General features: G+C 48.3%; 16 protein-coding genes. 11 read left to right on the top strand and 5 right to left on the bottom strand.

Annotated features, from left to right (window positions below):
- Nucleotides 1–28 precede the first annotated feature (28 nt).
- Both ACKFKH_RS28370 and ACKFKH_RS28375 read right to left on the bottom strand, forming a co-directional pair.
- Nucleotides 29–805: a tryptophan-rich sensory protein gene (locus ACKFKH_RS28370; RefSeq protein WP_446861716.1), complete on the bottom strand. Its 777-nt coding sequence runs from the start codon at nucleotides 803–805 to the stop codon at nucleotides 29–31.
- Nucleotides 806–882: 77 nt separating this feature from the next.
- Entirely contained in the window at nucleotides 883–3,987 is a 3,105-nt protein-coding gene (locus tag ACKFKH_RS28375) for a plasmid replication protein, CyRepA1 family (protein WP_446861717.1), read from the bottom strand.
- Between the two features lie 839 nt (nucleotides 3,988–4,826).
- Between ACKFKH_RS28375 and ACKFKH_RS28380 the strand changes: the two genes are divergently transcribed.
- The 6 genes from ACKFKH_RS28380 to ACKFKH_RS28405 all read left to right on the top strand — a co-directional run bounded on the left by ACKFKH_RS28380 (nucleotide 4,827) and on the right by ACKFKH_RS28405 (nucleotide 10,956).
- Complete coding sequence (locus ACKFKH_RS28380; RefSeq protein WP_446861718.1) at nucleotides 4,827–5,909, top strand: hypothetical protein; 1,083 nt, start codon at nucleotides 4,827–4,829, stop codon at nucleotides 5,907–5,909.
- A gap of 215 nt (nucleotides 5,910–6,124) precedes the next feature.
- Nucleotides 6,125–7,114: an alpha/beta fold hydrolase gene (locus ACKFKH_RS28385; RefSeq protein ID WP_446861719.1), complete on the top strand. Its 990-nt coding sequence runs from the start codon at nucleotides 6,125–6,127 to the stop codon at nucleotides 7,112–7,114.
- 101 nt (nucleotides 7,115–7,215) lie between these two features.
- Nucleotides 7,216–7,713, top strand: a complete 498-nt coding sequence (locus tag ACKFKH_RS28390) for an HNH endonuclease (RefSeq protein WP_446861720.1) — start codon at nucleotides 7,216–7,218, stop codon at nucleotides 7,711–7,713.
- Between the two features lie 251 nt (nucleotides 7,714–7,964).
- Nucleotides 7,965–9,260, top strand: coding sequence for a DHH family phosphoesterase (locus ACKFKH_RS28395; protein WP_446861721.1), 1,296 nt, complete (start codon nucleotides 7,965–7,967; stop codon nucleotides 9,258–9,260).
- A 154-nt stretch (nucleotides 9,261–9,414) separates the two neighbouring features.
- Nucleotides 9,415–9,915: a phosphohistidine phosphatase SixA gene (gene sixA, locus ACKFKH_RS28400; protein WP_446861722.1), complete on the top strand. Its 501-nt coding sequence runs from the start codon at nucleotides 9,415–9,417 to the stop codon at nucleotides 9,913–9,915.
- A gap of 84 nt (nucleotides 9,916–9,999) precedes the next feature.
- Nucleotides 10,000–10,956 carry a MarR family winged helix-turn-helix transcriptional regulator gene (locus ACKFKH_RS28405; protein WP_446861723.1) on the top strand — a complete coding sequence of 319 codons (957 nt, stop codon included), beginning with the start codon at nucleotides 10,000–10,002 and terminating at the stop codon, nucleotides 10,954–10,956.
- Nucleotides 10,957–11,432: 476 nt separating this feature from the next.
- Here ACKFKH_RS28405 and ACKFKH_RS28410 read toward each other — a convergent pair whose 3' ends face one another.
- The gene (locus ACKFKH_RS28410) at nucleotides 11,433–13,115 is read right to left on the bottom strand and encodes a peptidoglycan DD-metalloendopeptidase family protein (RefSeq protein WP_446861724.1); all 1,683 of its coding nucleotides are present in this window, start codon (nucleotides 13,113–13,115) and stop codon (nucleotides 11,433–11,435) included.
- Nucleotides 13,116–13,681: 566 nt separating this feature from the next.
- On the opposite strand from ACKFKH_RS28410, the gene ACKFKH_RS28415 reads away from it, so the two are divergent.
- From ACKFKH_RS28415 to ACKFKH_RS28430, 4 genes are all read left to right on the top strand, one after another.
- The gene (locus ACKFKH_RS28415) at nucleotides 13,682–15,550 is read left to right on the top strand and encodes a hypothetical protein (RefSeq protein ID WP_446861725.1); all 1,869 of its coding nucleotides are present in this window, start codon (nucleotides 13,682–13,684) and stop codon (nucleotides 15,548–15,550) included.
- Between the two features lie 70 nt (nucleotides 15,551–15,620).
- Nucleotides 15,621–16,580, top strand: coding sequence for a glycosyltransferase family 2 protein (locus tag ACKFKH_RS28420; protein ID WP_446861726.1), 960 nt, complete (start codon nucleotides 15,621–15,623; stop codon nucleotides 16,578–16,580).
- Nucleotides 16,581–16,867: 287 nt separating this feature from the next.
- A complete protein-coding gene (locus ACKFKH_RS28425) occupies nucleotides 16,868–17,920 on the top strand; it encodes an amino acid ABC transporter substrate-binding protein (protein ID WP_446861727.1) in 1,053 nt (350 codons plus the stop codon).
- Between the two features lie 90 nt (nucleotides 17,921–18,010).
- Entirely contained in the window at nucleotides 18,011–18,733 is a 723-nt protein-coding gene (locus ACKFKH_RS28430) for a Uma2 family endonuclease (protein WP_446861728.1), read from the top strand.
- Nucleotides 18,734–18,818: 85 nt separating this feature from the next.
- On the opposite strand, the gene ACKFKH_RS28435 is transcribed toward ACKFKH_RS28430, so the two are convergent.
- Both ACKFKH_RS28435 and ACKFKH_RS28440 read right to left on the bottom strand, forming a co-directional pair.
- Complete coding sequence (locus ACKFKH_RS28435; protein WP_446861729.1) at nucleotides 18,819–19,487, bottom strand: response regulator transcription factor; 669 nt, start codon at nucleotides 19,485–19,487, stop codon at nucleotides 18,819–18,821.
- Complete coding sequence (locus ACKFKH_RS28440) at nucleotides 19,484–20,698, bottom strand: sensor histidine kinase (RefSeq protein ID WP_446861730.1); 1,215 nt, start codon at nucleotides 20,696–20,698, stop codon at nucleotides 19,484–19,486. The genes ACKFKH_RS28435 and ACKFKH_RS28440 overlap by 4 nt, the downstream gene beginning before the upstream one ends.
- Before the next feature lie 219 nt (nucleotides 20,699–20,917).
- On the opposite strand from ACKFKH_RS28440, the gene ACKFKH_RS28445 reads away from it, so the two are divergent.
- On the top strand, nucleotides 20,918–21,511 hold the full coding sequence (locus ACKFKH_RS28445) for a hypothetical protein (RefSeq protein ID WP_446861731.1): 594 nt from the start codon (nucleotides 20,918–20,920) through the stop codon (nucleotides 21,509–21,511).
- Nucleotides 21,512–21,946: the final 435 nt, after the last annotated feature.

Here is a 21,946-nt window from a genome sequence, read left to right on the forward strand (position 1 = left end):
TCCTTCCAATCAGCAACGCCGAATTTCTCTAGTGCCGCTTTTGGTTTTTGACCTGTGTGAATAGCATGATTAATGCCAGGACGATCGCCAGTCCAATCATTGAGGTCATGATTCCAACTTGACTGCTTTGACGAATAGCGATCGCCACCAATGCCCAAATAATTACGCCGCTAAAGGCAATGTCACGGTATCGAATCGTGATCACCGCTGAGATTACGGTTGCGATCACCGCCATGACCACTGTCCACACAGCCGGAGCAATTCCCCCTCCATCCCAATCGATGGCATAAAGTGCAGACGCAATATTGACGATCGTCGCTACGCTAATCCACCCAAAATAGACGCTCAAGGGAATCTGAACATACCACTTTTCTGAACGAGAGAGAGAATCCTGATGTTGCTGAATCGACAAGAAAGCGACGATCAAGCTAATCAAAATTCCCACCATAAACGCAACAGATAGCCAATAGTTGCGTAACTGGAACTGAAACACCCAGATACTCTGAAAAACAGAAGCCCAAATAATCGGCAGCCTTACTTTTTGAATCAGAGGATGATTACGGCGGTTTACAGACAGTTGATACACGCCAAACGCAATCAACCCAGTGTAGATCAAACCCCAAATTGCAAAGGCATAGTTAGCTGGCGTGATCAAAACATTGGCAAAAATCGTATTAGCGATCGCTCCAATACTCAGCCCATTAATCGGGAAGAAATTAGAGATGCCGTTAATGATGATCGCACCCAAAATCGCCACGATCGTCAAAACTGCCAGAAGTTTATCTTGAGAATCAGAGCGCTGCATACCGTTTCCTTTGAGTCAGATACCTACAGGATAGTGGGAACGCAATCAGGAGTCCTCTATCCAATTCCAGGTTGCGATCAGGCAGACAGTTGCATCCAATCATCCATCTCCGAAAATGAGTCACAGCCTGTCACTTCCATCAAGGTTTGCAGCGTAGAGATATCGCGTTTTTCCCATTCGGCAAAGATAGTTTCTCGATCGTCCGTTGGCGGATAGTATTTGTAAACGCGCACTCCCCCCCGTCGCCCATCGGCCGCTTGATCTCGACCTGTACAAGTAAGCTTCAAACCAATCTTTCCAAGCAATGCCTGCACGATCGCCATCGGCGCTAACTTCTCGGTAATCGTGATATTGAACAGCGTTTTGATATCTTCTTTGTATTGCGTCGCAAATGAGACCACATGCTGCACTTCAGAATCGCTAGCACGAATCTTTTCATCAGGTCTGAGAAAGTCTAAAATCTTGAGCGATCGTAATGCTTCTACCTGCGCCGTTAGCAATCGGAGATCTTGAACTGAAATCTTACCATCCCCACGATCGAGGTGTCCCTGAAGCTCCTGCATGTCGTGTAGTTTGACGAATTCAGGATCATAACTCAGGTAGTAATGTAAGCGAAGTTGAGAGTACCATCCTTCGTCATCTTTGAGTTTTAATTCTGGGGTAATTTCAATTGGATAACGCCGTTGTAGTTCGTGTTTGCGTTTGCTATGTCGCTTGCGTGTCGTTTGTGTAGATTGATCCTTGAGTTCATCGTATTCAGCAGCGCTAAGTTCTGGTGACGCGGAGATGGCGATCGCTTCCGCTTTTTGATTTTGCGTTCTGATTTGGGCGATCGATTGAATGACGCGATCGGTGCCTTCTGCGTCGTGTCGCCAGCCCAAAAATTCAAATCCAGAAATCTGCAAGCTGCCGTCCGCTAACGATCTGAGCATTTCTCCTGTGACAAAGGTTTGTCCAAACAGTTTTGCAACATCGTCGGTTACAACCGTCACTTGATGTCCCTCCATTAATAAACCATTCCGCAATTCTTTGCGATAGCTCCACAGCGAAGCGTTGACACGGGCCGCCATTTTTGCCCAGGTGCGAAGTGAGATCGGATCGCTTTGTTCATCGAGATCAAAATCTACATCTTTGAGCAAAGAAATGTTGTACTTAACGGCTTTGGTCATCGACTGGGCAACTTCTCGATAGTGACAGCTTCCGTTACCAATCTTGCTCGGACTAAAATACGCCGCCCACACATACCGAGGTACCGATTCGCGCACTCGTGCCAGAGCTTGCCGAGATTCAGAATCAGGAGTCACGCCCTGAAAAATGCCAAACACCGCTTTAAAGTGGCCGCGAATGTCGATCGACACCCCCGTTCCGATCGTCGGTGTACTCAATACAATGTCGTAGCTGGGCAAAATTTCGTTAAGGCGATCAACAATTCGGTAAGCAGCATGGTCAGGATCGGCCACACTTTCGCTGTCAATTCTGAGAATTCGCTTGTTTGGAAAACGGCTCTGCAAATAAGTTTCGAGGTTCTTAGAACTCCATTTTCCCTTAACTTTTTGCGAATCCAAACAGACAAATACAGCGCCCGTTTCGATCACGTCTTCCATTCGCGTCATTAAGGGTGCAGCGTTTTTGGTGTCATACAGCGAAACGTTCCAACCTTGTTCGGCTTGCCATTGGTTAACCACAATCCAGGGCGCGATCGCATCGTCTGCCAATCCCTTTAGATAATCAATGCTGACATCTGACAGATCTGCATCCTGAGCGATCAGCAAGCCACCCGTCGAGAAAACCACTTGAGCCAATTCTTGCAGCGTTTCTAAAATTTTGACGCGCTGTTTGTAGCAGGTTGCACTATTCAAAGCGTGCCAGAGTACCTGTTCGACCTCATCGAGAATGACGATCGCGCCTTCCCAATCTTCGGGGTTAAACCGCGCTTTTGAGTGAGGATGCAGCGAGTCAATACACAGCCCATACCCAAACTGACCCTGGGTTTCCGACTCTGGTAATTCCTCGATCCAGTCGATGCCCAACCCTTGACAGATGGCTTTTCCTAACTGAATTCGGTGCGTGATTACGAGAACTTTTCGCCCTTGGGCGATCGCGCCCCTGATCAATTTCTGCAATGCGGTTGTTTTACCCGTTCCTTTGGCGCTCTTGACTCCCACCAAACCAGAAGTCGGATAAGGCAAATCTCTCAGATACGGCTGATCCAGTACGATCGTCGGTGCATAAGTCAGCGACCACAACCGAGAAGCCTGCCAAACTTCTAGACTCGCGGCGGCGGTATAAACGTCCTCAAACGCACGCGATCCCGCAGCTACCACAAAGTCATCTACACCCTTTTGCGGGCCAGGGAGCGAAATCACGTTGACCTCGCAGCCCGATCGCGTCAACAATTGCCCCAATCGAGCCGTCGCCAACACAATATTTTGAATCGTCTTCGGCTTGGTCTCATAGTCAAAGCAAATATGCACCGACCGCCCTTCTGTGGCGAAGTGTGCCAACTCTGCAATCAACTGCCGCGTATCTCGACGATAGCCACTAAAAATTCCCGGTAGCGCGATCGCCGCAAACCCCTGACTCAACAGACAGCCCGCCTTCTTTTCGCCCTCCGTCAGCACGATCGGAATATTATTCTCCCAAACCCACCGCCAAAAAGACCCAGGAGCCTCCTCACCCCCGACACCCGACACCCGACACCCAACACCCGACACCCGACACCCAAACCGATCAGCAACCTTCCGCCAAACATGCCCCGGCACATCCAACAGCACCAATCGACTCGATCCCTTACCCAGACTGGGACTGAGGTATTTAGCTGGCTTTTGTTTGGCGCGATCGAAGACAGGCGTTTCCCCATCGGGCTTAAACCGTCCCCAATCCATCCGCTGCCACTCGGCAAACGGATCAATCCCGCTCACCCACCAGCCCCGAACGTTGGCTCTCGACTGTTGCCCAAAGCGAGTCACAGCCCAGTTGAGATGTTCTGCGATCGGGTAAGACACTTCATGAGTAAACGGGTCGATCGCCGTGTCGTGCAGCGTTTTGACGTTCAGACGAATAATTTCGGGATCAACACCGCTGTCTAACCACTCCTGTTCATGAGATGCGGCCAGATTGGGTAAGAAGATTGGGTTGAGGTCGATCGTGCCCACAGGAGCCGATCTGAGGCTGCTCACCATCAGACTTGCTCCTTTGAGACGAGACGTTTTTCAATCGAGCGTTGACAAATAAGGCGTAACTCTGGCGCAGAATTACGACACCTGATACAATGATTGAGCATAAAAAATTGACTCCCAATTTGCGTTGGGATCACAAGGTTGCATTCAGACCTCTTTGGCAGACTGTGGTAGGGACGCTAAAGAGGTTTTTGCTTGCCGATCCAAATTTGAGTGGTAGGTCAAACTCGAATAGACCCGCGAGATCGGATCAGAGACGCTATCCGTAGTTTCGAGAACTCCCCGAAGACTCCAATGGCGTGAATGAGAGATTAACACTCAAGTCCGGGTTCCTCAAGGGGCAACGATCGTAGATACGCGAGCGTTATAGGCTGACTCGACGCGGGGGTTATGGGACGAAATCAGACGCGAGCGTTACAGCGTTAGGGAACAAAAATCCGCCCGTGTTACACGCTATAATCAGACGCTTGCGTTCTAGAACTTCTGCCCAAAAGCCTGACCAAAGAAACCGATTAGCGATCTTCCCCTCCAGAGATCTGACGCTGAAAGTAAGCTCAAATCATCCGTCCGCGTTACAGGATCGTTCCCTTCAGATCCGTCTGCGTTACAGGTTGAGATCCTCCGCCCGTGTTACAGGATCGGCTGCAAAAATCATACGCGGGCGTTATAGAATGAGATCGAATGTACTCACCACATACAGGGTGAATAGTTTCTTCTCTAACAGAGAGCCGCTAGATATAGCGTAAACTGCTGGACAAATCCCCACGAGTAATGCAGGATATGTAGCGTCATGCGTTCTGTTTGCAACGAGTGACCCCTGACCCATCACGTTTCGCCGATCGATGAAAAAATTAGAGGCAACCTTCCCGGTAGACGGACAACTCATGCGAGTGTTGCCCAGGGCTGCCGCCTCCCTTAGAAATCCAGACATGCAGTTGCCGATCTTGCGCTCTGACGCAGACGGGTACTATCTCGAAATGCGCGTCGAAGCCGATCCCAACGATTCTAGTGAGTTGACGGTGATTCGACGGGTGCCGTTAGAAAATCTCTCAGCCGAAGAGTGGGATGATTTAAAGACGGAATATGCCAATCTTGACCTCAATGTTTGCACCAATCAGGGCGTTGGCAAAGGGCTAGAAAAGATTCAGGATCGCAAGATTCAGCGGCTATTTATGGCGTTGATGACTTTTTTAAATCCTCGACAAGTGTCGATCGTTCTCTATCTTTACAAGCTGGCCGCCGAGCAGGGAAATGGGCCGATCGTTACCTTTCGATCTAATGAGTTGCTGACGATTTTGGGCTACACCCGCACGAGAGATGGAGGTTTTGCGTCAAAGCTGCGATCGCAACTCAATCGAGATTTGGTTGCCCTCCACCGGACTGAGTTAGTGTTAGCTCAATCCTTCAAGAAAGGCAATCAAAACATGGGTGCCAAGGTGATGATCAAAAGTGTTTTAAGAATCAAAGATTATGAAATTGATCATGTGCCGCGTGATTTTGATCTCAGCAAAGCTGCTGACTACACTTACGAATTGGCAGACGTTTATACGATTTCTTTAGAATTTTTTGATGGCCCAGCCCGCACGGGAGACTGTGTTTTATTTGCAAACAGTATTGACATCACTCAAAAAATCGGCAGCAACGCCAAAAGTGATTACAAAACAAAGCTGCTGGTTTATCTAGCAAGCCGGATGAAATGGGATACACCTCAAGAAGGACAGTATGTGATTATTTCTAAGCAATATCTTTTCAAGAACTTAGATTTATTAGGCAGCAATTCTTCTAGAAATAACCAGATTTTTTGGCGGACGGTTGAAGAGTTAAAGCAGGAAGGCTACATTTTGGGGGCACAAGAGCTACCCGGAAAGAACAAGATTGTTGGGGTGCAGTTTCAAATTAATTCAGCCAAATTGAAATGTAGCTAAATTGAGTAAAGGCACCCGATCGCTGAGAAAATAAATGCGATTATCAGTTCGAGAACACTCTGTAAATCCCTGGCGATTGAAGAATTTGAACCAAGATTTTGTCTTAAAGTTTCCTGAAGTTGGAGATTTGGGGGACAGAAGTGCCGGACAACAAAGCAAAAAAGCTCCATCCAACTGACTTTAAAACACGCCATCCGTAAAAGAGGATCAGCAAAATGGTAGAGATTTCCTGGCAGTTAATCTTTTTGTTGATCGCGATCGCTTATCAGTTCCTATCCAGATTTCTCGAAGACAAAACGACAAAACCACCCGGAGAATTCATTGAGCTAAACGGACGGAAGATTCACTATTGGTGTCAGGGAAAGTGCCCTTCAATCAACAGTCCAACGATCGTCTTAGACCATAGTTTGGGTGGGTTAGATGGTTATTTTTTAATTAAAGAACTGGCTAAACTGTCACGGGTTTTTATCTACGATCGCCCCGGCTACGGATGGAGTCAACCCAGCCCAAACCCCCGAACCAGCCAACAAATTGTTAATGAGTTAGATAGATTGCTGACGATCGCCCAAATCAAACCACCCTATCTTTTGATTGGCGATTCTTTTGGCTCTTATAATATGCGCCTTTACGCCCATCGATTTCCTCAAAAAGTAGTGGGTCTGGTACTGACAGATGGACTCCATGAAGACTTAATGCTCAAAATGCCCCTCTTTCTCAACTTCGTCAAAATCTTCCTGACGTTCTCGTTTGGACTTGCTCAACTAGGAGCCTTTTTGGGAATTGTCCGAATTTGTGGAACGATCGGGCTTTTTCATCTGCTCAAACCCACTTTAAGAAACTTTTCTACAGCAGCTCTAAGACCTGTACTGCGATCGTTCTATCGCTCAAATCATTGGAGGGCAATGTGTCGAGAAATGCTGTCGCTCAATACGAGCAGTCGTCAACTTCAACAAGCCCAAAATCTAGGAAACTTGGCCATCGTCAGCATTCAAGCCAAACACTTTCTCAAACCTTCGCTAGGTCTATTTTCGTTTCCGACTCCCTTTGCCGATCGATTACGAGATCAAATGCAGGTCAACCTGAAGAAGCTTTCTACCAGTGTTTCATCGCTCTCTGCGGCTCAAAGCAGCCATTTTGTCTGGGTAGACCAACCCCAACTGATTGTCAAAGCAGTGCAGCAACTTCTTGATAGAGATTCAGCCTAGCTGTTAATTCTCTCGTCAGACCTAAAACTCGTACCCCTTCAGATCTGCCTCTAGCTTTGTGTGTTAGCATTGTCTCAAACATTGTCTTAAGTGATCCATCAATGGGCAAGGTTCTGGTGCTCAACGCCTCCTACGAACCGCTTAATATAACCAGTTGGCGACGAGCGGTCGTTTTATTGATCAAGGGCAAAGCAGAGCAGGTCGAGCATAACGGTAAGTATGTTTATGCCGGATTTCCTCTCCCGACGGTGATCCGCCTGCGCTATTACGTCCGCGTTCCCTACAAAGAAATTCCTCTGACCCGCAAGAATCTGCTGCATCGAGATAGCCATTCTTGTCAATACTGTGGCTATGCGGGCGACGATCTGACGTTGGATCATGTGATCCCGCGATCGCGAGGCGGCGGCGACTCTTGGGAAAATATTGTCACAGCTTGTGTTCGCTGCAACGTCAAGAAAGGCAGCCGCACTCCCAAAGAGGCCAACATGCTCCTCTACAACGCTCCGCGCAAACCCTACAGCAGTCTCTACTTTGAGGTCACAAAACACGTTAAGAACGGCGTAAACCAGGAATGGCGAAAATATGTAATTGGGATCTAACCCCTTACCTGACTGGTGTGGGGTTTTTACTTGTCTAGAGATTCACAAACTTTCAGGTCTGCCATCTGACGTAAACCTGAACCGTTTTGGTCGTTTCTTGAACTTTTTTGCGAAGATCAGAATAGACCTTGAGCGCTTCACTGTTTCAGATTTATTTATCTCAGGTCTAAAATCTCAACTTCTGCCCTTCGATCAGCAGATTCAACCCCCTCCAGGTGTCATCCTGGTCTTATTCCCTGTGCCATCTTGATATGCAATCAGATTCGAGTTCTTCACTCAACAGCTTATTAATTGCAATGGAGCCAGATTCTTTGCCTGGTTCGAGTCTTCCGATCGAGTACCCCACCGTCGAGCCGATTGCAAAGGTGGCCAACGGAAACAGCTACAGTGAGCGACGGGGACGCTTTCCCTACGATGCCGCTCGATCGCCCGAACAAGAGCAAAAAGTTGAAGGCTTTCGGCAGGTGCTAGAACGACATCGCGGCGATCGTCAAATCGTCATCATGCAGGATTTTCCCGATCCCGATGCCCTTTCTTCCGCCTGGACGTATAAATTAATTGCTCAAAAGTACGACATTCAGTGCGATATCGTCTATGCAGGCACCCTCAGCCATCAAGAAAATATTGCCCTCGTCAAGCTAACAGGTCTGCCGCTTCAGCGCTGGACAGCCCAATCCATGAAAGGTAAAGATCTTTCGGCTTACAGAGGCTGCGTCTTTTTGGACAATCAGGGAACCACGACTCAGTTGTTTGCGTCGGTGCAACAGGCTCATGTGCCCATCACGGTTGTCATCGACCATCACAGTATGCAAGACGACATCAAATCAGAGTTTGTTGATATCCGCCCCCACACTCGCGCCACTGCAACGATTTTGACGCAGTATCTCCAATCGGGTCTGCTCAAGCTAGACAACAATATTTCAGAACATGTCAAGTGTGCGACGGCTTTGATGCATGGATTGCGATCGGACACCAATCGTCTGATGCAGGCCCAGGAAGAAGACTTTTTGGCGGCCGCTTATCTGAGTCGATTTTACGATTCTCACTTGCTCAATGCGGTGCTGCAATCGTCTCGATCGAAACAGGTCATGGATGTGATCGAGCGATCGCTCAAAAATCGCATTGTCCAAAACAATTTTTCGATTGCGGGAGTCGGCTATCTGCGCTATGACGATCGCGATGCCATTCCCCAGGCTGCTGACTTTTTGGTGACCGAGGAGAACGTTCATACCGCAGTTGTTTATGGAATTGTCCACGACGAAGACGAAGAGTTGGAGGTCGTCGTCGGATCGTTGAGAACAAACAAAATTACTCTCGATCCCGATGAGTTTATCAAAGAGGCTTTTGGGCAAGATGCTCAGGGGCGCTTTTTTGGAGGGGGACGATCGCAGGCGGGCGGCTTTGAGATTCCCACAGGCTTTTTATCTGGCTTCACCGAAAACAGCGACTACGCCAAAATGAAGTGGAGCGTCTACGATGCTCAAGTCAAACAAAAATTGCTGAGATTGGTCAACCCAGAGCAAAACTATCCCAAAGGAGTCAACTAGCCAAATTGGGGGCGAGTTCTGAGTTTCAGGACTTTAGACTTTAGACTGGGTAGACGCTTCATCTTCGGTCTAACGTCTAGTATCCTTGCTGCGTCTGTCGCGTTAACTTAGAGGATTGGTATCTTCTCTAAACTTGCTGAACTCAACACTCCCCATGTCTACCTTTAATCTTTACCTGATTCGTCACGGACTCGCCGGACAGCACGGTGACTATGAAGACGACACCCAACGGCCCCTCACCGACGAAGGAAGACGGAAAACTCGTCAGGTCGCCAAACGGCTGCACGAATTTGACATTCACTTTGATTTAATCCTGACCAGCCCCCTCGTGCGGGCCAAGCAAACGGCTGACATTCTCAAAGATGCAGGCTTGGGGAAACAGTTAGAAGAGGCTGTCTATCTGGCTCCGGGGGGCGACCTTCAAATCTGGCTCGATTGGCTAGAAGGCTGGAAAGATGTTGATAAATCGCTGGCTCTAGTCGGTCACGAACCCGCACTCAGCACTTGGGCAGAAGTGTTAATCTGGGGCGAACCGCGAGGCAAAATTCTCCTAAAAAAGGCAGGCGCGATCGGGCTAACGGTTCCTTTGTCTGAAACGGCGATCGCCAACTGCCAACTCTTCTGGCTCACGTCTCCCAAGTTTGTGCTTTCCTAAAAACTTCTCATCCACTCGTCAAAAGAATGCATTAGCATTAAATGAAATAATTTATTATTAAGCATACTAAGTATTTAACAATTTATGGTTTCTTCAGAAGTTGGGCAGCCCACGACCCCTTCAAATAACCCGCAATGCAGCGACTCTCAACGTATTTTGGCCCCTCATGGCATCGGGTACCGGATAAAACTGCTCTCACAACTATTAGGGCGCAAGTTTCAAGAACGGCTCGATCGCTTTGGGTTAACGCCCTTTCATTGGGTGGTGCTGTGCTGTCTGTGGGAAGAAGACGGATTAGCCACTTCTCATATCAGCGATCGCCTTCAGCAAGTTGGGGGTACGTTGACGGGAGTGCTGGATCGCATGGCAGAACGTGACCTGATTCGTCGAGAACGCGATGCCCACGATCGCCGCATCTGGCGGATTTGGCTCACCCAAGCTGGGCAACAACTTCAGGATATTTTGCCCCCGATCGGAGTTGAGTTGAGAGAACAGGCCCTTCAAGGAATTGATTACGCTGATCGAGAAGTTTTGTCTGATTTGCTCGATCGTATGATTGCTAACCTCAGTTCCGCCCCCGCTGCGGATCAATCTCGTCGGGGTTGGCAAGAAATTTTAGCGCCTTACAACCTGGGCTATCGGGTCAAGCTACTGTCTCAATTGCTGCTGCGTCACTTTCAAGAAAAGCTCGATTGCTTTGGGCTGACTCCGTTTCATTGGGTAGTGCTGTGCTGTTTGTGGCAAGAAGACGGACTAGCCACTTCTAGCCTCGGTGAAAAACTTCAGCAAGTCGGAGGTACGTTGACGGGAGTGCTGGATCGCATGGCAGAACGTGACCTGATTCGTCGAGAACGCGATGCCCACGATCGCCGCATCTGGCGGATTTGGCTCACTGATGCAGGCAGAGACTTGAGTAATACGCTACCTCCTGTCGCGATCGAGGTATGCCAAAAGGCAATGGTTGACATTTCGACTGCCCAAAAGGAGCAATTCTCTCAGTGGGTCAATCAGTCGATCGCCAATCTCAGCGACCAGGTATGAGAACGATGAAGAATAAATTTAATCACCTTTTGACCATTCAAAAAATGCCTTAAAAACTGTGAATTTAACAAACCAAAACAGTATCTATAGCAATCCTAAATGAGTTATGAACAGATTTTTGTCGCTCCGTTTCAGTCCGCTTCGCCCCCTAAATCTCCCATTCTGGGGGACTTTGAAACTTGGGAATGTCTCTTGAAATCTAGGAAGTCTCTCTGCTCAAATAAATCCCCCAACTTTCAATGCTGCATTTCACGAGTGATTTGGGATTGCTATATCATTAACAATTTTTTGGTTTCAGAGTCCTCTATCGAGAAGGATTTTGGGAGCGTTTTCGGATTAATAATGGGCAATAATGGGCAGCGAAGTCTTTCCTAAAATTCACGATAAATCAGCAAGACAAAAGCGGCAAAGCCCGATGACTTTAAATACCGCTTCTGTCCAGGGTTCAAAGTTTAAAGTCCAGACTCCTTTGTCCCTCATCCTCTCGGCTTTGAGTTTGCCCGCGCACTTGCTAACGCCTGCTCTAACTGCACTTTGGCCACCTGTAACTGCGGGCCCGGATCAGTCGTCACCCAACCCGAAGCAGTCATTTTTCTCGTTTCGTAGTGCAGGTGCGGCCCGGTTGACAATCCTGTGCTGCCGACTCGTCCGATCACCGTTCCCACTTTCACGACTTCACCCGGACGCACAAACATCCCCGAAAGGTGCGCGTAGAGAATGTCTTGCTTGCCTTTGTCAGGTTCGAGCACGATCGCTAGTCCATAGCCACCCATATTATCTGCAACCTTGACCTTCCCAGATTTGGTAGCGAGAACGGGCGTTCCTTGAGGGGCACCGAGATCAACACCTGCGTGAAAGCGCCGATCGCCCCGCACCGGATGCACACGCCACCCATATTTGGAGGTTACAGGTGCAGGCGTGGGTAAAGGATAAAGCATCTGTTCTTTGCCCAGCGTTTCTGGAAGGGTCAAATCACGGTTAAACGCCTGTAGGTTAGGCGGACTGGTTACGCTGTAATCGGGATCGCTGCTCGCAGAAGTCGTCTGGGTCAAACTCTGGATGGGCAGCGGATTGACGGCTCTAGACGGGTAGACAGGAGAACTGCTAACGACCACATTTTGACCCGGTAAGGGGGGCAGACTGGGAATCGATCGCAGTAACTTTTGTTGGCGTTGCTCCATCTGACGCTGTTTGAGGGCAGTTCTAATCGGCTCAGTGGCCTGGGCAACTCCGACTTTACGGCTGTTGACTTCTAGAGAACGAATGGTTTTGGTGACTTCTGCCTGCACCGTCGCCGGAATTTTTGCGTTTTTTAGAGACTGGCGGGCTTGCTTAAAGTTGCCCTGAGATGCAGCTTCGTAAACTCCGGTCACCACACTTTCGCGAAGCTGTGCCTCTTTTTGGGATTTGGACACAATTTCTGCCAGTCGCTTTTCTAAAACTCTTTGGCGCTCCCGAACTCGATCGGAAACAACTGGACGATCAAGCCGGGTGGGTGTCTTTATGTCGGGTGCTGTCGCGGTTGGCACTTCAACTGAAGGCGTGTTTTCTGGTCGATCGACTGTTTCGCTTGTTGTGTTTTTCGATTCTTGCTGAGGTTCATTCTTCTGATCAGCTTGTGTTGTTGGTTGTGCTAAATCAGCAGATGAATTGTTTGATGGTTGCTCAAGGAGTTGGGTTGCACTTTCTATTTTGACTTCTACTGACGGACTGTTGGCGATCGCATTCCCGGTTGATTGACGATTGGATTGAACTAGCTGTAACGGTTGCGGTTCGGCGGTTTGTTTTGATTCGACGACGACTGACGGAATGGGTTTGGGAGGCTGAGAAAGTTTTGTAGTAGTTTCGACGATCGGCTGGGTAGCGTTCGCCTGGGGGGTAGTTTGAATATCGGGTTTAGCAGATCGACTAAATGTAATTTCTCGAAGCGGAACGTTAGGTGAAACCGGGGTGGCAGCAATGGGTTGGGGTGTTGATAGTCTTGCGACGGGCAGGGTTTCTGGGGGAGCAACGCTAGGAGGAGGCGCTATTCCTTGGGGGGCACTCGAAGCGATCGTTGCTTTTTCTGCGACAACTTCTGTCTGATCGGCCTGAACCTCATCGGCGATCGATTGTTTAAAAGTTTGTGCCGCTAGTAAAGAGGGTATGAGTTCTAACATCGTCTTCCTGTCTTCAGGGGTTCATCTAGCTAATACGCTGTTTACCTCTCTCTCCAGGATGAATCTCAGGGTTTATACGAATGTTAGAGGGCTTTTTATAAAACTTTGAGGAGTGTAAAGTCAAGAAAATCGTTGCTGGCTCAAGCTATCAGCCATTACGCTGACTGTTTTGCGATGAGTGGCGATCGCGGTTCGACCAGTTCACTCCTGCCAGAAGACATTAATTCAGCGATTCCAACAGTTTCTCTAGAGGTTAAGTGAGCAAAAGAAGGCGATCGAAAGTACGCCAAATAGAGTTATCTACAGAAAATCGGGATTTTTTTGAACGCAGGTGTATATGTTTGAAGTCAGGGAATATTAGTGTGGGTCGTAGACAATCTAGTGACCTCTTCGAGTTATTTGCAGGGATCATTCCCTCACCTTTTTTACCTCCGGGTTTTAGCTAAACCTACCTCTCTCCATCAAAAATTATGCTTGCTTTATTGCCTCTACTTGCTTTCATTTTTTTATACTTAATCTTTCAGAGACTGATTACAAATTGGCGACTTTCTATCTTATATAGTGCGATGACGTGGAGCTTGGCGATCGCATTTTCAACAGAGCTTCTCAGTTTTTTTAGTTTAATCAAATTTTCCTGGATTACTGGTTTTTGGGCGCTGATAAATTTTGGCTTAGGTCTACTCTATCTTCAAATTTTCAAACGTCAAGAAGAGGTCTTATTTCAGAAAGATCGATTAGCTTCTGACTCCTCACAAGGGGTTAAATCAAAGTTATCAAACCTGCTAATTTTTTTGCTGAGTGGTGTCGCGTTGATTGCCATCGTAATAGGAGTAACCGCGATCGCCGCCCCTCCAAATAATTGGGACTCCATGACTTATCACCTCGCTCGTGCGGCGCATTGGGTGCAAAATCAAACAGTTTCAAACTATCCTACTTTTTACACGCCACAGCTATATCACCCCCCATTCAATAGCTTTGTCTTTACTCATCTACTAATTTTGGGTCAGAGCGATCGCTGGATGAATTTGCTGCAATGGGCGAGCATGGTGGGCAGTGCGATCGGAGTTTCACTAATTGCTCAAAGACTGGGAGCCGACCTGCGAGGTCAAATTTTTGCAGTAGTTTTTTCCCTGACAATTCCAATGGGGATTTTGCAAGGATCTAGCACTCAGAATGATTATATTGTCTGCTTCTGGATTGTTTGTCTAGCTTATTTTGTTGTTGCTTCGACTGAGGGAATCAAACCTAGAAATACGGCAGCGATCGCCGCAAGTTTGAGTCTTGCTTTGTTTACAAAAACCTCTGCCTATTTCTTTGCTTTTCCATTAATGCTGTGGTTTAGTTACCTCTGTATTCGAGAGAAACGTTGGCAAGTCTGGAAACCTCTGGCAGCGATCGGGCTTCTTGTTTTGGCAGTCAATTTAGGTCACTATCTTAGAACCTACGAGTTGTTTGGCTCTCCAATTAGTGGCGGCCCGCCTGAGATGGCTAGAGAATACAAAATGGAGGTTTATAGCGTTCAATCTTTTGTTTCAAATATTATCAGAAACCTGGCAATCCATATCGGTACACAGATTGGCTTGATTAATGGCAAAGTGAATGGTGCAATTACTGTTCTTCACAAGTTTTTGGGATTTGATCCAAGTGATCCTAGAATTACCGTCCCAACTCGAAGATTTGGCGTTTCGGCTCCGTCTTTTAATGAAGATACGGCTGGAAATCCCTACCATTTTTTGTTAATTGGGTTTACGATCGCCATCTTCTTTTTCTCTACTCATCTTAGAAAGCAGCGGCGTTTAGCCATCTACCTTGGGTCAGTGATTGGAGCCTTTCTATTATTCTGCTTTGCGCTCAAATGGCAGCCCTATAGTGCCCGTCATCACCTGACTATTTTTGTTTTATTTTCAGCATTTGTGGGCGTTGTTTTGTCAAATCTTAAAACTCGTCGAGTTGCAAACGCGATCGCACTAATTTTACTTATCCTGTCGTTGCCCTACGCTTTCAACAATAAATATCGACCCATTTTAGGTCGTGAAAGTGTTTTGACAACTCCTCGATTGGAGCAAGTCTTTATTCAACGAAAATGGCTCAAAGCACCGTATCCAAATGCGGCAAGTTTTGTAACGGCCCAACAATGCTCAAAAGTGGGGCTTTATCTGACGGATGATTCGGCTTGGGAATATCCACTGTGGACACTGCTTCACAACAAAAACCTTCGGATTGAGCAAATTGAGCATGTAATCGTTAACAATATCTCAGCCCAAAAATTGAAGGTTGAGCCTTATAAATCCTTTGATCCTTGTGCGATCGTCGTCTACGCCAACAAGAAGACTTTTCAAGCCCAAAAAGATCAGCTACAAGTGCGTGACAAACTGTATACCAAAGCCTGGTCAGAATATCCGATGAGCGTCTTCCTTAAAAAACAGCGCGGATGAAATTATTTGCGCTAGTCTTTGCAGTAGCCAGAGATTTAATCGTACATCGATCAGTGGACTTTTTCAGGTTATGACTCCAACCTATTCTCTAATCATTCCGATCTACAACGAAGAAGCAACGATCGCAGAACTCTATCGTCGAGTCAGTGCCCTGATGGATCGTCTGGATGCACCAGCAGAACTGGTATTAATTAACGATGGCAGCCGGGATCGATCGCTCTACATGATGCGAGAATTACACCAAAAAGATCCACGAGTTTGCTATCTCAGTCTGGCTCGCAACTTTGGACATCAAATCGCCGTTACAGCAGGATTAAATTTTGTGCGGGGGCGCGTTGTCGTTATTCTGGATGCTGATCTACAAGACCCACCCGAATTGATTCCAGACATGCTAGAACTCTGGCGACAGGGCTATCAAGTCATCTACGCCCAACGCACACAACGCAAAAAAGAAGGCTGGTTCAAACGGTTGACGGCTTATGTATTTTATCGATTGCTAAAGCGGCTCGCTGATGTAGATATTCCCACCGATACGGGCGACTTTTGTTTGATGGATCGCCAGGTGGTCGATGTACTCAACTCAATGCCAGAGCGAAATCGATACATTCGAGGGCTGCGATCGTGGGTTGGGTTTAGACAAACTTCGATTAAATTTGAGCGCGATCCTCGGTTTGCTGGAGATGTGAAATATACATTTCGCAAGTCATTCTCTCTAGCAATCAATGGGTTAGTTTCTTTCTCCAAAGTTCCCTTACAGATTTCTACTTATATTGGATTATTCTCAGCATTCGTCGCTCTGATCATGGCAATGCTTGTCTTATATTGGCGTTTCTTTGTTCCCCATTCTCCGCTGACAGGTATCACGGTTATTATTGTTGCTATCTTCTTTTTGGGCGCAGTCCAGCTTGTCAGCATTGGCATTCTTGGTGAGTACATCGGGCGAATCTATGAAGAAGTCAAAAATCGTCCCCTTTACACGTTGGGAGAGGTGGCTGGATTTGAGAAGAGAGGGATGAGGGATGAGGGATGAGGGATGAGGGATGAGGGATGAGCAGGGCTGATTGGGTTCTCGATATTGACTCAGCGCCACTGAGTTTTTGGGCATGGCTGAATTCAGGTGTGAATCGTTGAGATTGAAAGTTTGGAAGTCCCTCAAAATTGGAGCGTTGGGAGTTCAGACCACCGTTCAGCACCACTCAATTTTTGTTGTAAAGTCCAATTCGATCGGACACACCCCAAAACCGATTAAAATAGCCCCGAACCTCAGAAACACTCACAGGTTCATCTCTCATCCCTCATCCCTCATCCCTCATCCCTATGCTCCACTGGCGTACCTGGCTACTGACGATCGCACTTCTCATTCCCCTAACTGCCTGTGGTGGAGAAGCCCCAACTGGACAAGGTGGCGGAACGGTTACAAAAGGACGGTTAGCTACGGTTTTGAGCCGTGGAAAAGTGATTTGTGGCGTGAGCGGCGAACTGCCTGGATTTAGCTTTGTTGAGCAAGATGGCAAATATTCGGGCTTGGATGTGGATGTCTGTCGAGCGATCGCCGCCGCTTTATTCAACAATCCCGATGAGGTCGAGTTTCGCAATCTCAACGCTAAAGAACGGTTTACGGCAGTCCAGACGGGCGAAGTGGATATTCTTAGCCGCAATACAACTTTTACCATGAGCCGCGATACGTCTACTGGGCTAGAATTTGCGCCTGTTGTCTTTTATGACGGTCAAGGCATCATGGTACGCAAAGCCAGCAATATCAAGACGTTGGCTGACCTCAAAGGCAAATCTATCTGCATTCAAACAGGCACCACGACTGAGCAAAATTTGACCGACCAGATGCGAAAGCGAGGCATTCCCTACAAGCCCGTCGTGTTTGAGGATGTCAACACCACCTTTGCCACCTATGCAGAAGGCCGCTGTGAGGGCGTGACAGCCGATCGCTCTGCCCTGAGTTCTCGTCGTACCACGCTGCCCAAGCCAGACGATCATGTAATTCTGGACGAAGCTCTGTCTGAAGAGCCACTCGCCCCTGCGATCGCAGACGGTGACGCGAGTTGGAGTAATGCCGTGCGATGGATTGTCTATGCGCTATTTGAGGCTGAGAAGTTGGGGATTACGTCTCAAAACGTTGATCAGCAGGTGAAGAGCACCGATCCGACTATCAAGCGCTTTTTGGGATCAGAAGGGGATCTGGGTAAAGGGGCTGGAATGGACAATGCTTTTGCAGCCAGAATTATTAAACAAGTGGGCAACTATGGCGAGATCTACGATCGTAACCTCGGCTCCAAAACTCAACTCAATCTACCGCGCGGACAAAACAACCTCTCGACCAAAGGCGGTCTAATTTTCTCTCCTCCGTTTCGATAAGCAGCGCCCTAAAATCTACGTCGCGTAGGAATCTTTGGGAAGTTTCTATACTAAAGTCAGCCGATCGAGTTGCAAGCAAGGATTTTGGCAATGACCCCCCAGCAACCTACCCTCACATCCTCCGAATTGTTTTATCCAGAAAGTGACGGCAAGCCAATGGCGGACAACACAAAGCAGTTCCATTGGATCGTCGTGATCGAACAAAATCTGGAATGGTTGTTTGCCGAAGATGCAACCGTTTTTGTAGCGGGAGATTTGTTATGGTATCCGATCGAGGGCAACAACACCCTTTGTACTGCCCCGGATGCGTTAGTTGTGTTTGGTAGACCCAAGGGCCATCGAGGCTCATATCAACAGTGGAAAGAAGCCAACATACCGCCGCAAGTCGTATTTGAAGTCCTTTCGCCCAGCAATACGCGGCGAGAAATGGATCGTAAACTGCTTTTTTACAACAGCTACGGCGTAGAGGAATACTACGAATATGATCCCGATCGCATTCGTCTCAGAGGTTGGCTGCGATCAGAAGATGGATTGCTGGATGAAATCGAAACGATCGAGGGTTGGGTCAGTCCGCGATTAGGGATTCGATTTGGGCTGGCCGAAGAACTGCAACTTTATCACCCTGACGGAACGCCCTTTTTCTCGTTTACCGAAATCAATCAAAGGTTTGAAACAGAACAAGCGCGAGCAGAACAGGAACGTCAACGAGCCGAACAGGAACGTCAACGAGCCGAACAAGCCGAGCAGCAAAGTCAAGAGATGGCGGTGTTACTTCAGCAGTATCGCGATCGCTTTGGAGAACTCGCTGAATAGGATGCGATTTTAGCAAGGCAGACTTCGTTCTGGTAGGCGCGGTTTGAACCGTTAGACTTGCAGATTGTCGAACGCTCAATCCTTGCTAAAGTTTGGGAGTCTCTGAATCGTTGAGCAGCGACAAAAAAGCACTGGCAAACATCGCAGCCTGAGTTCTGTCGCGCAAGTTGAGCCGACTGAGAATGCTGGTGACATGATTTTTGACCGTTCTCTCAGAAATGTAGAGCGATCGAGCAATCTCTCGGTTGCTGGCTCCGTTAGCGATCAGACATAAAACCTCGCGTTCTCTGGGACTCAGTTGGGCAAGCTCTGGAGGCAGGCTTTTGGCAGACGGAGTAGATTGGGCATAGGCGATCGCTTTTTCAAATAGTCCTGGCCCCATCTGTGTATAGCCCTGATGCACCGCCCGAATTGCCTGCGCCAACTCCTCAGAGCGCGTGTGTTTGAGCAAATAGCCCTTGGCTCCGTACTGCATCGCTTGCGACACATACTCATCGTCGTCAAAGGTCGTCAGCACCAGCACTTTTGTTTTGGGATGGTTTTGAGCAATCATTTTGGTCGCCGCCACTCCATCCATCACGGGCATTCGGATATCCATCAACACCACATCGGGCTGAAGAATCACCACTTGTTCGACGGCCTGCTGTCCGTTTGCGACATCACCAACCACCATCAGATCGGGTTTTGCGTCCAGCAGAGTGCGGAGGCCTTCCCGAATGAGCGCTTGATCGTCTACCAACAAAACTCGAATCATAAAGAAGAAATGGGAATCGAGGCCGTTAAGTGACATCCACATCCGGGCTGGCTGACGAGGGTAAACTGTCCTCCGAGGGCGATCGCTCGTTCGCGCATTCCCCGCAGCCCAAATCCAGTTGTGTTCTGATCGGGGTAAAACCCTCTTCCATTATCCTCGACTCGCAGAATGATCCGGTTGCTACTTTCCTGTAGTTGAAGGGTAACTTGAGTCGCTTCGCTATATTTGCAAATGTTGGTCAAAGCTTCTTGGGCGATGCGGTAGAGGGCGGTTTTGATTTCCGTCGTGGGTCGGTGTGAGAGATGAATGGTGCAGTCTGGGGCAATGCCTGTGGTGTGGTGAAAGTCTTCGACCAGGGTGGCGATCGCTTGCGCTAAAGACTTACCGCCGAGGGGATCAGACCGCAACGCCTGCACCGATTCTTGCACGTCTTGAATAGCTTTGGCGCTGAGTTTTTGGGCTTCGTTGAGAAATCGATCGGCGCGATCGGGCTGGCTTCTCAAAAATAGCTGTGCGTTTTCTAGCTGAATGCTTTGAGCGGTGAGGGTGTGCCCCAGGGAATCGTGCATTTCGCGGGCGATGCGGTTGCGTTCTTGCAGGCTGGCTTGATCTTCGACCAGTTGGGCATATCGTCGAAGTTGGGTGTGAGCGATCGCAAGCTGACTGCGACTCTGACGCTCTGCTAACAACGCATAAACTAACGGGAACGCAAACACCAACGTTAAGCCAAACGACAACGCTGAACTTAATTGATAATTTAATGGGTTGGTGATCAGTTGTTCTAGTTTTGGTTGAATTTGTCCCAGCGATCGACAGGTCATCAAAATCGTCTGACTTCTAAAAAATACACTGTATAGAAACACTAAAAGCGTCAATCCTGCAACCGTCAAGCGACCCCAAAGAGCATAAATTTGACAACCGCGAATAACTGCAATCAGACCCAACAATGGAACAGGTGGAATACGGCTTTCTAACAAATTAGGAATTAAAATAATGGCAAATTCTAAACCTGTATAAATCAGCTTAGAAACCATGCGCGTCGGACGATAAAACCCGATCGCTCCAAACGCTGCAATACTCAAAACTGCAAACACCGAGAATTCTGGAGCCGGATAAACCGCCGCTGTTAGCAAGACATTCAGCGTGATCAGCCCCAGCAAAATCCACTCTAAATAGGGCAAAAGGCGAAAGGATTGGCTCGATGGTTGCATTCAGCGATTTTACAGGAAGGTTTTCTTCTCAGTTTATCTGAGCCATTGTTCGACTTCTACGACCAGATCGCCTAAATCAGGGCCCAACTCAATAGGAAAAACGTCCTAATTTAGATTAGTCCTTTTCTCCTAACAGGACTGGGACATCAGATCGATCTGACAGCTTGCGATCGCTCAGTACCATCAGGCTACAACTTCACACAAATTAGGAGAAGTCCCATGAGCTTTTTGAATCAAAAACTGCAAGCGATCGCGGGCGTTGTCTCCTTGATGGCGGCCTTGAGTGCTCCAGTGATGGCCGCCCCGACTGAGCCGCTCACCGGAGGCAGAACGTCGGTTCAACTCAGCAGTACGTTCGTGGATGCGCTGGTTTCTCTGCAAGTTGCACCGGGCGTTGTGGGCAGAGGTACTTTGGTGGATGGAGTCGTTTCGTTCCCGATTTCTGGCGGCGCGATCGACCTGGGCACCGTCAAAGCCGAAATCATTCACCGGGGCGGTTTGTCGCTCAAAGCAGGTGACACCACGGTTGAACTCACTGATTTCATCATCACCACGCTCGGCGAAAAGCCCGTCTTGACAGGATTGGTCACCGTCAACGATGGTCTGGCATTTCGGGCACCGCTGTTTGATTTGGCTATTTCTGGTGTGACTCCTCCGCTGACTCCGAGCAACGATCGCATTGTTTTGGACAAAGTAGGCGTAACGCTGACCGCCGAAGCAGCCGGGGCACTCAATCAAGTGTTTGGCGTGACTGCCTTTCAGGAAGGGCTGGCGATCGGGACGGCGCGTGTACGGGCGGGTGTTGCTCACTGATTCTCTAGCGCCGACTTAGAAAAGGGGGAAATGGTAACGCCTGAATGTGCGATCGTCCCCCAAAGTTTCTCACTACGATTATCACTCCGGTCACCTTCTAAATTCCTTACCTGTGAGGAACTTTGAACCGAAAATCTTCTCTTAAAGTCCCCCAGATTGGGGGGTTGGGGGGCTGAAGCTTGACATCGAAGCGAAAATCTTGCATCGAATTTACATTCAAATCAGCACTGACTCAAACAATTTGAATCCTCGACTGATGATAGAAATCAGACATCGAGCGTTCAGTTTTGCTTAAGTCGGTGCTGTTTTTGGCGTTGCTGATTGGAGGGATGAATGCGTGGGAAGTGTCCATCTTTTCGCCCCCTAAATCCCCCAAAATTGGGGGACTTTGAACCTTGGGTTTCCCTCCAGTTTGGGGCAATTCATCTCACAATT

The organism is Phormidesmis sp. 146-20, assembly GCF_052939475.1.

Coding starts and splice junctions, on each gene's coding strand:
- ACKFKH_RS28370 (WP_446861716.1), bottom strand. CDS start 805: ATGCAGCGCTCTGATTCTCAAGATAAACTTCTGGCAGTTTTGACGATC.
- ACKFKH_RS28375 (WP_446861717.1), bottom strand. CDS start 3,987: ATGGTGAGCAGCCTCAGATCGGCTCCTGTGGGCACGATCGACCTCAAC.
- ACKFKH_RS28380 (WP_446861718.1), top strand. CDS start 4,827: ATGAAAAAATTAGAGGCAACCTTCCCGGTAGACGGACAACTCATGCGA.
- ACKFKH_RS28385 (WP_446861719.1), top strand. CDS start 6,125: ATGGTAGAGATTTCCTGGCAGTTAATCTTTTTGTTGATCGCGATCGCT.
- ACKFKH_RS28390 (WP_446861720.1), top strand. CDS start 7,216: ATGGGCAAGGTTCTGGTGCTCAACGCCTCCTACGAACCGCTTAATATA.
- ACKFKH_RS28395 (WP_446861721.1), top strand. CDS start 7,965: ATGCAATCAGATTCGAGTTCTTCACTCAACAGCTTATTAATTGCAATG.
- sixA (WP_446861722.1), top strand. CDS start 9,415: ATGTCTACCTTTAATCTTTACCTGATTCGTCACGGACTCGCCGGACAG.
- ACKFKH_RS28405 (WP_446861723.1), top strand. CDS start 10,000: ATGGTTTCTTCAGAAGTTGGGCAGCCCACGACCCCTTCAAATAACCCG.
- ACKFKH_RS28410 (WP_446861724.1), bottom strand. CDS start 13,115: ATGTTAGAACTCATACCCTCTTTACTAGCGGCACAAACTTTTAAACAA.
- ACKFKH_RS28415 (WP_446861725.1), top strand. CDS start 13,682: ATGACGTGGAGCTTGGCGATCGCATTTTCAACAGAGCTTCTCAGTTTT.
- ACKFKH_RS28420 (WP_446861726.1), top strand. CDS start 15,621: ATGACTCCAACCTATTCTCTAATCATTCCGATCTACAACGAAGAAGCA.
- ACKFKH_RS28425 (WP_446861727.1), top strand. CDS start 16,868: ATGCTCCACTGGCGTACCTGGCTACTGACGATCGCACTTCTCATTCCC.
- ACKFKH_RS28430 (WP_446861728.1), top strand. CDS start 18,011: ATGACCCCCCAGCAACCTACCCTCACATCCTCCGAATTGTTTTATCCA.
- ACKFKH_RS28435 (WP_446861729.1), bottom strand. CDS start 19,487: ATGATTCGAGTTTTGTTGGTAGACGATCAAGCGCTCATTCGGGAAGGC.
- ACKFKH_RS28440 (WP_446861730.1), bottom strand. CDS start 20,698: ATGCAACCATCGAGCCAATCCTTTCGCCTTTTGCCCTATTTAGAGTGG.
- ACKFKH_RS28445 (WP_446861731.1), top strand. CDS start 20,918: ATGAGCTTTTTGAATCAAAAACTGCAAGCGATCGCGGGCGTTGTCTCC.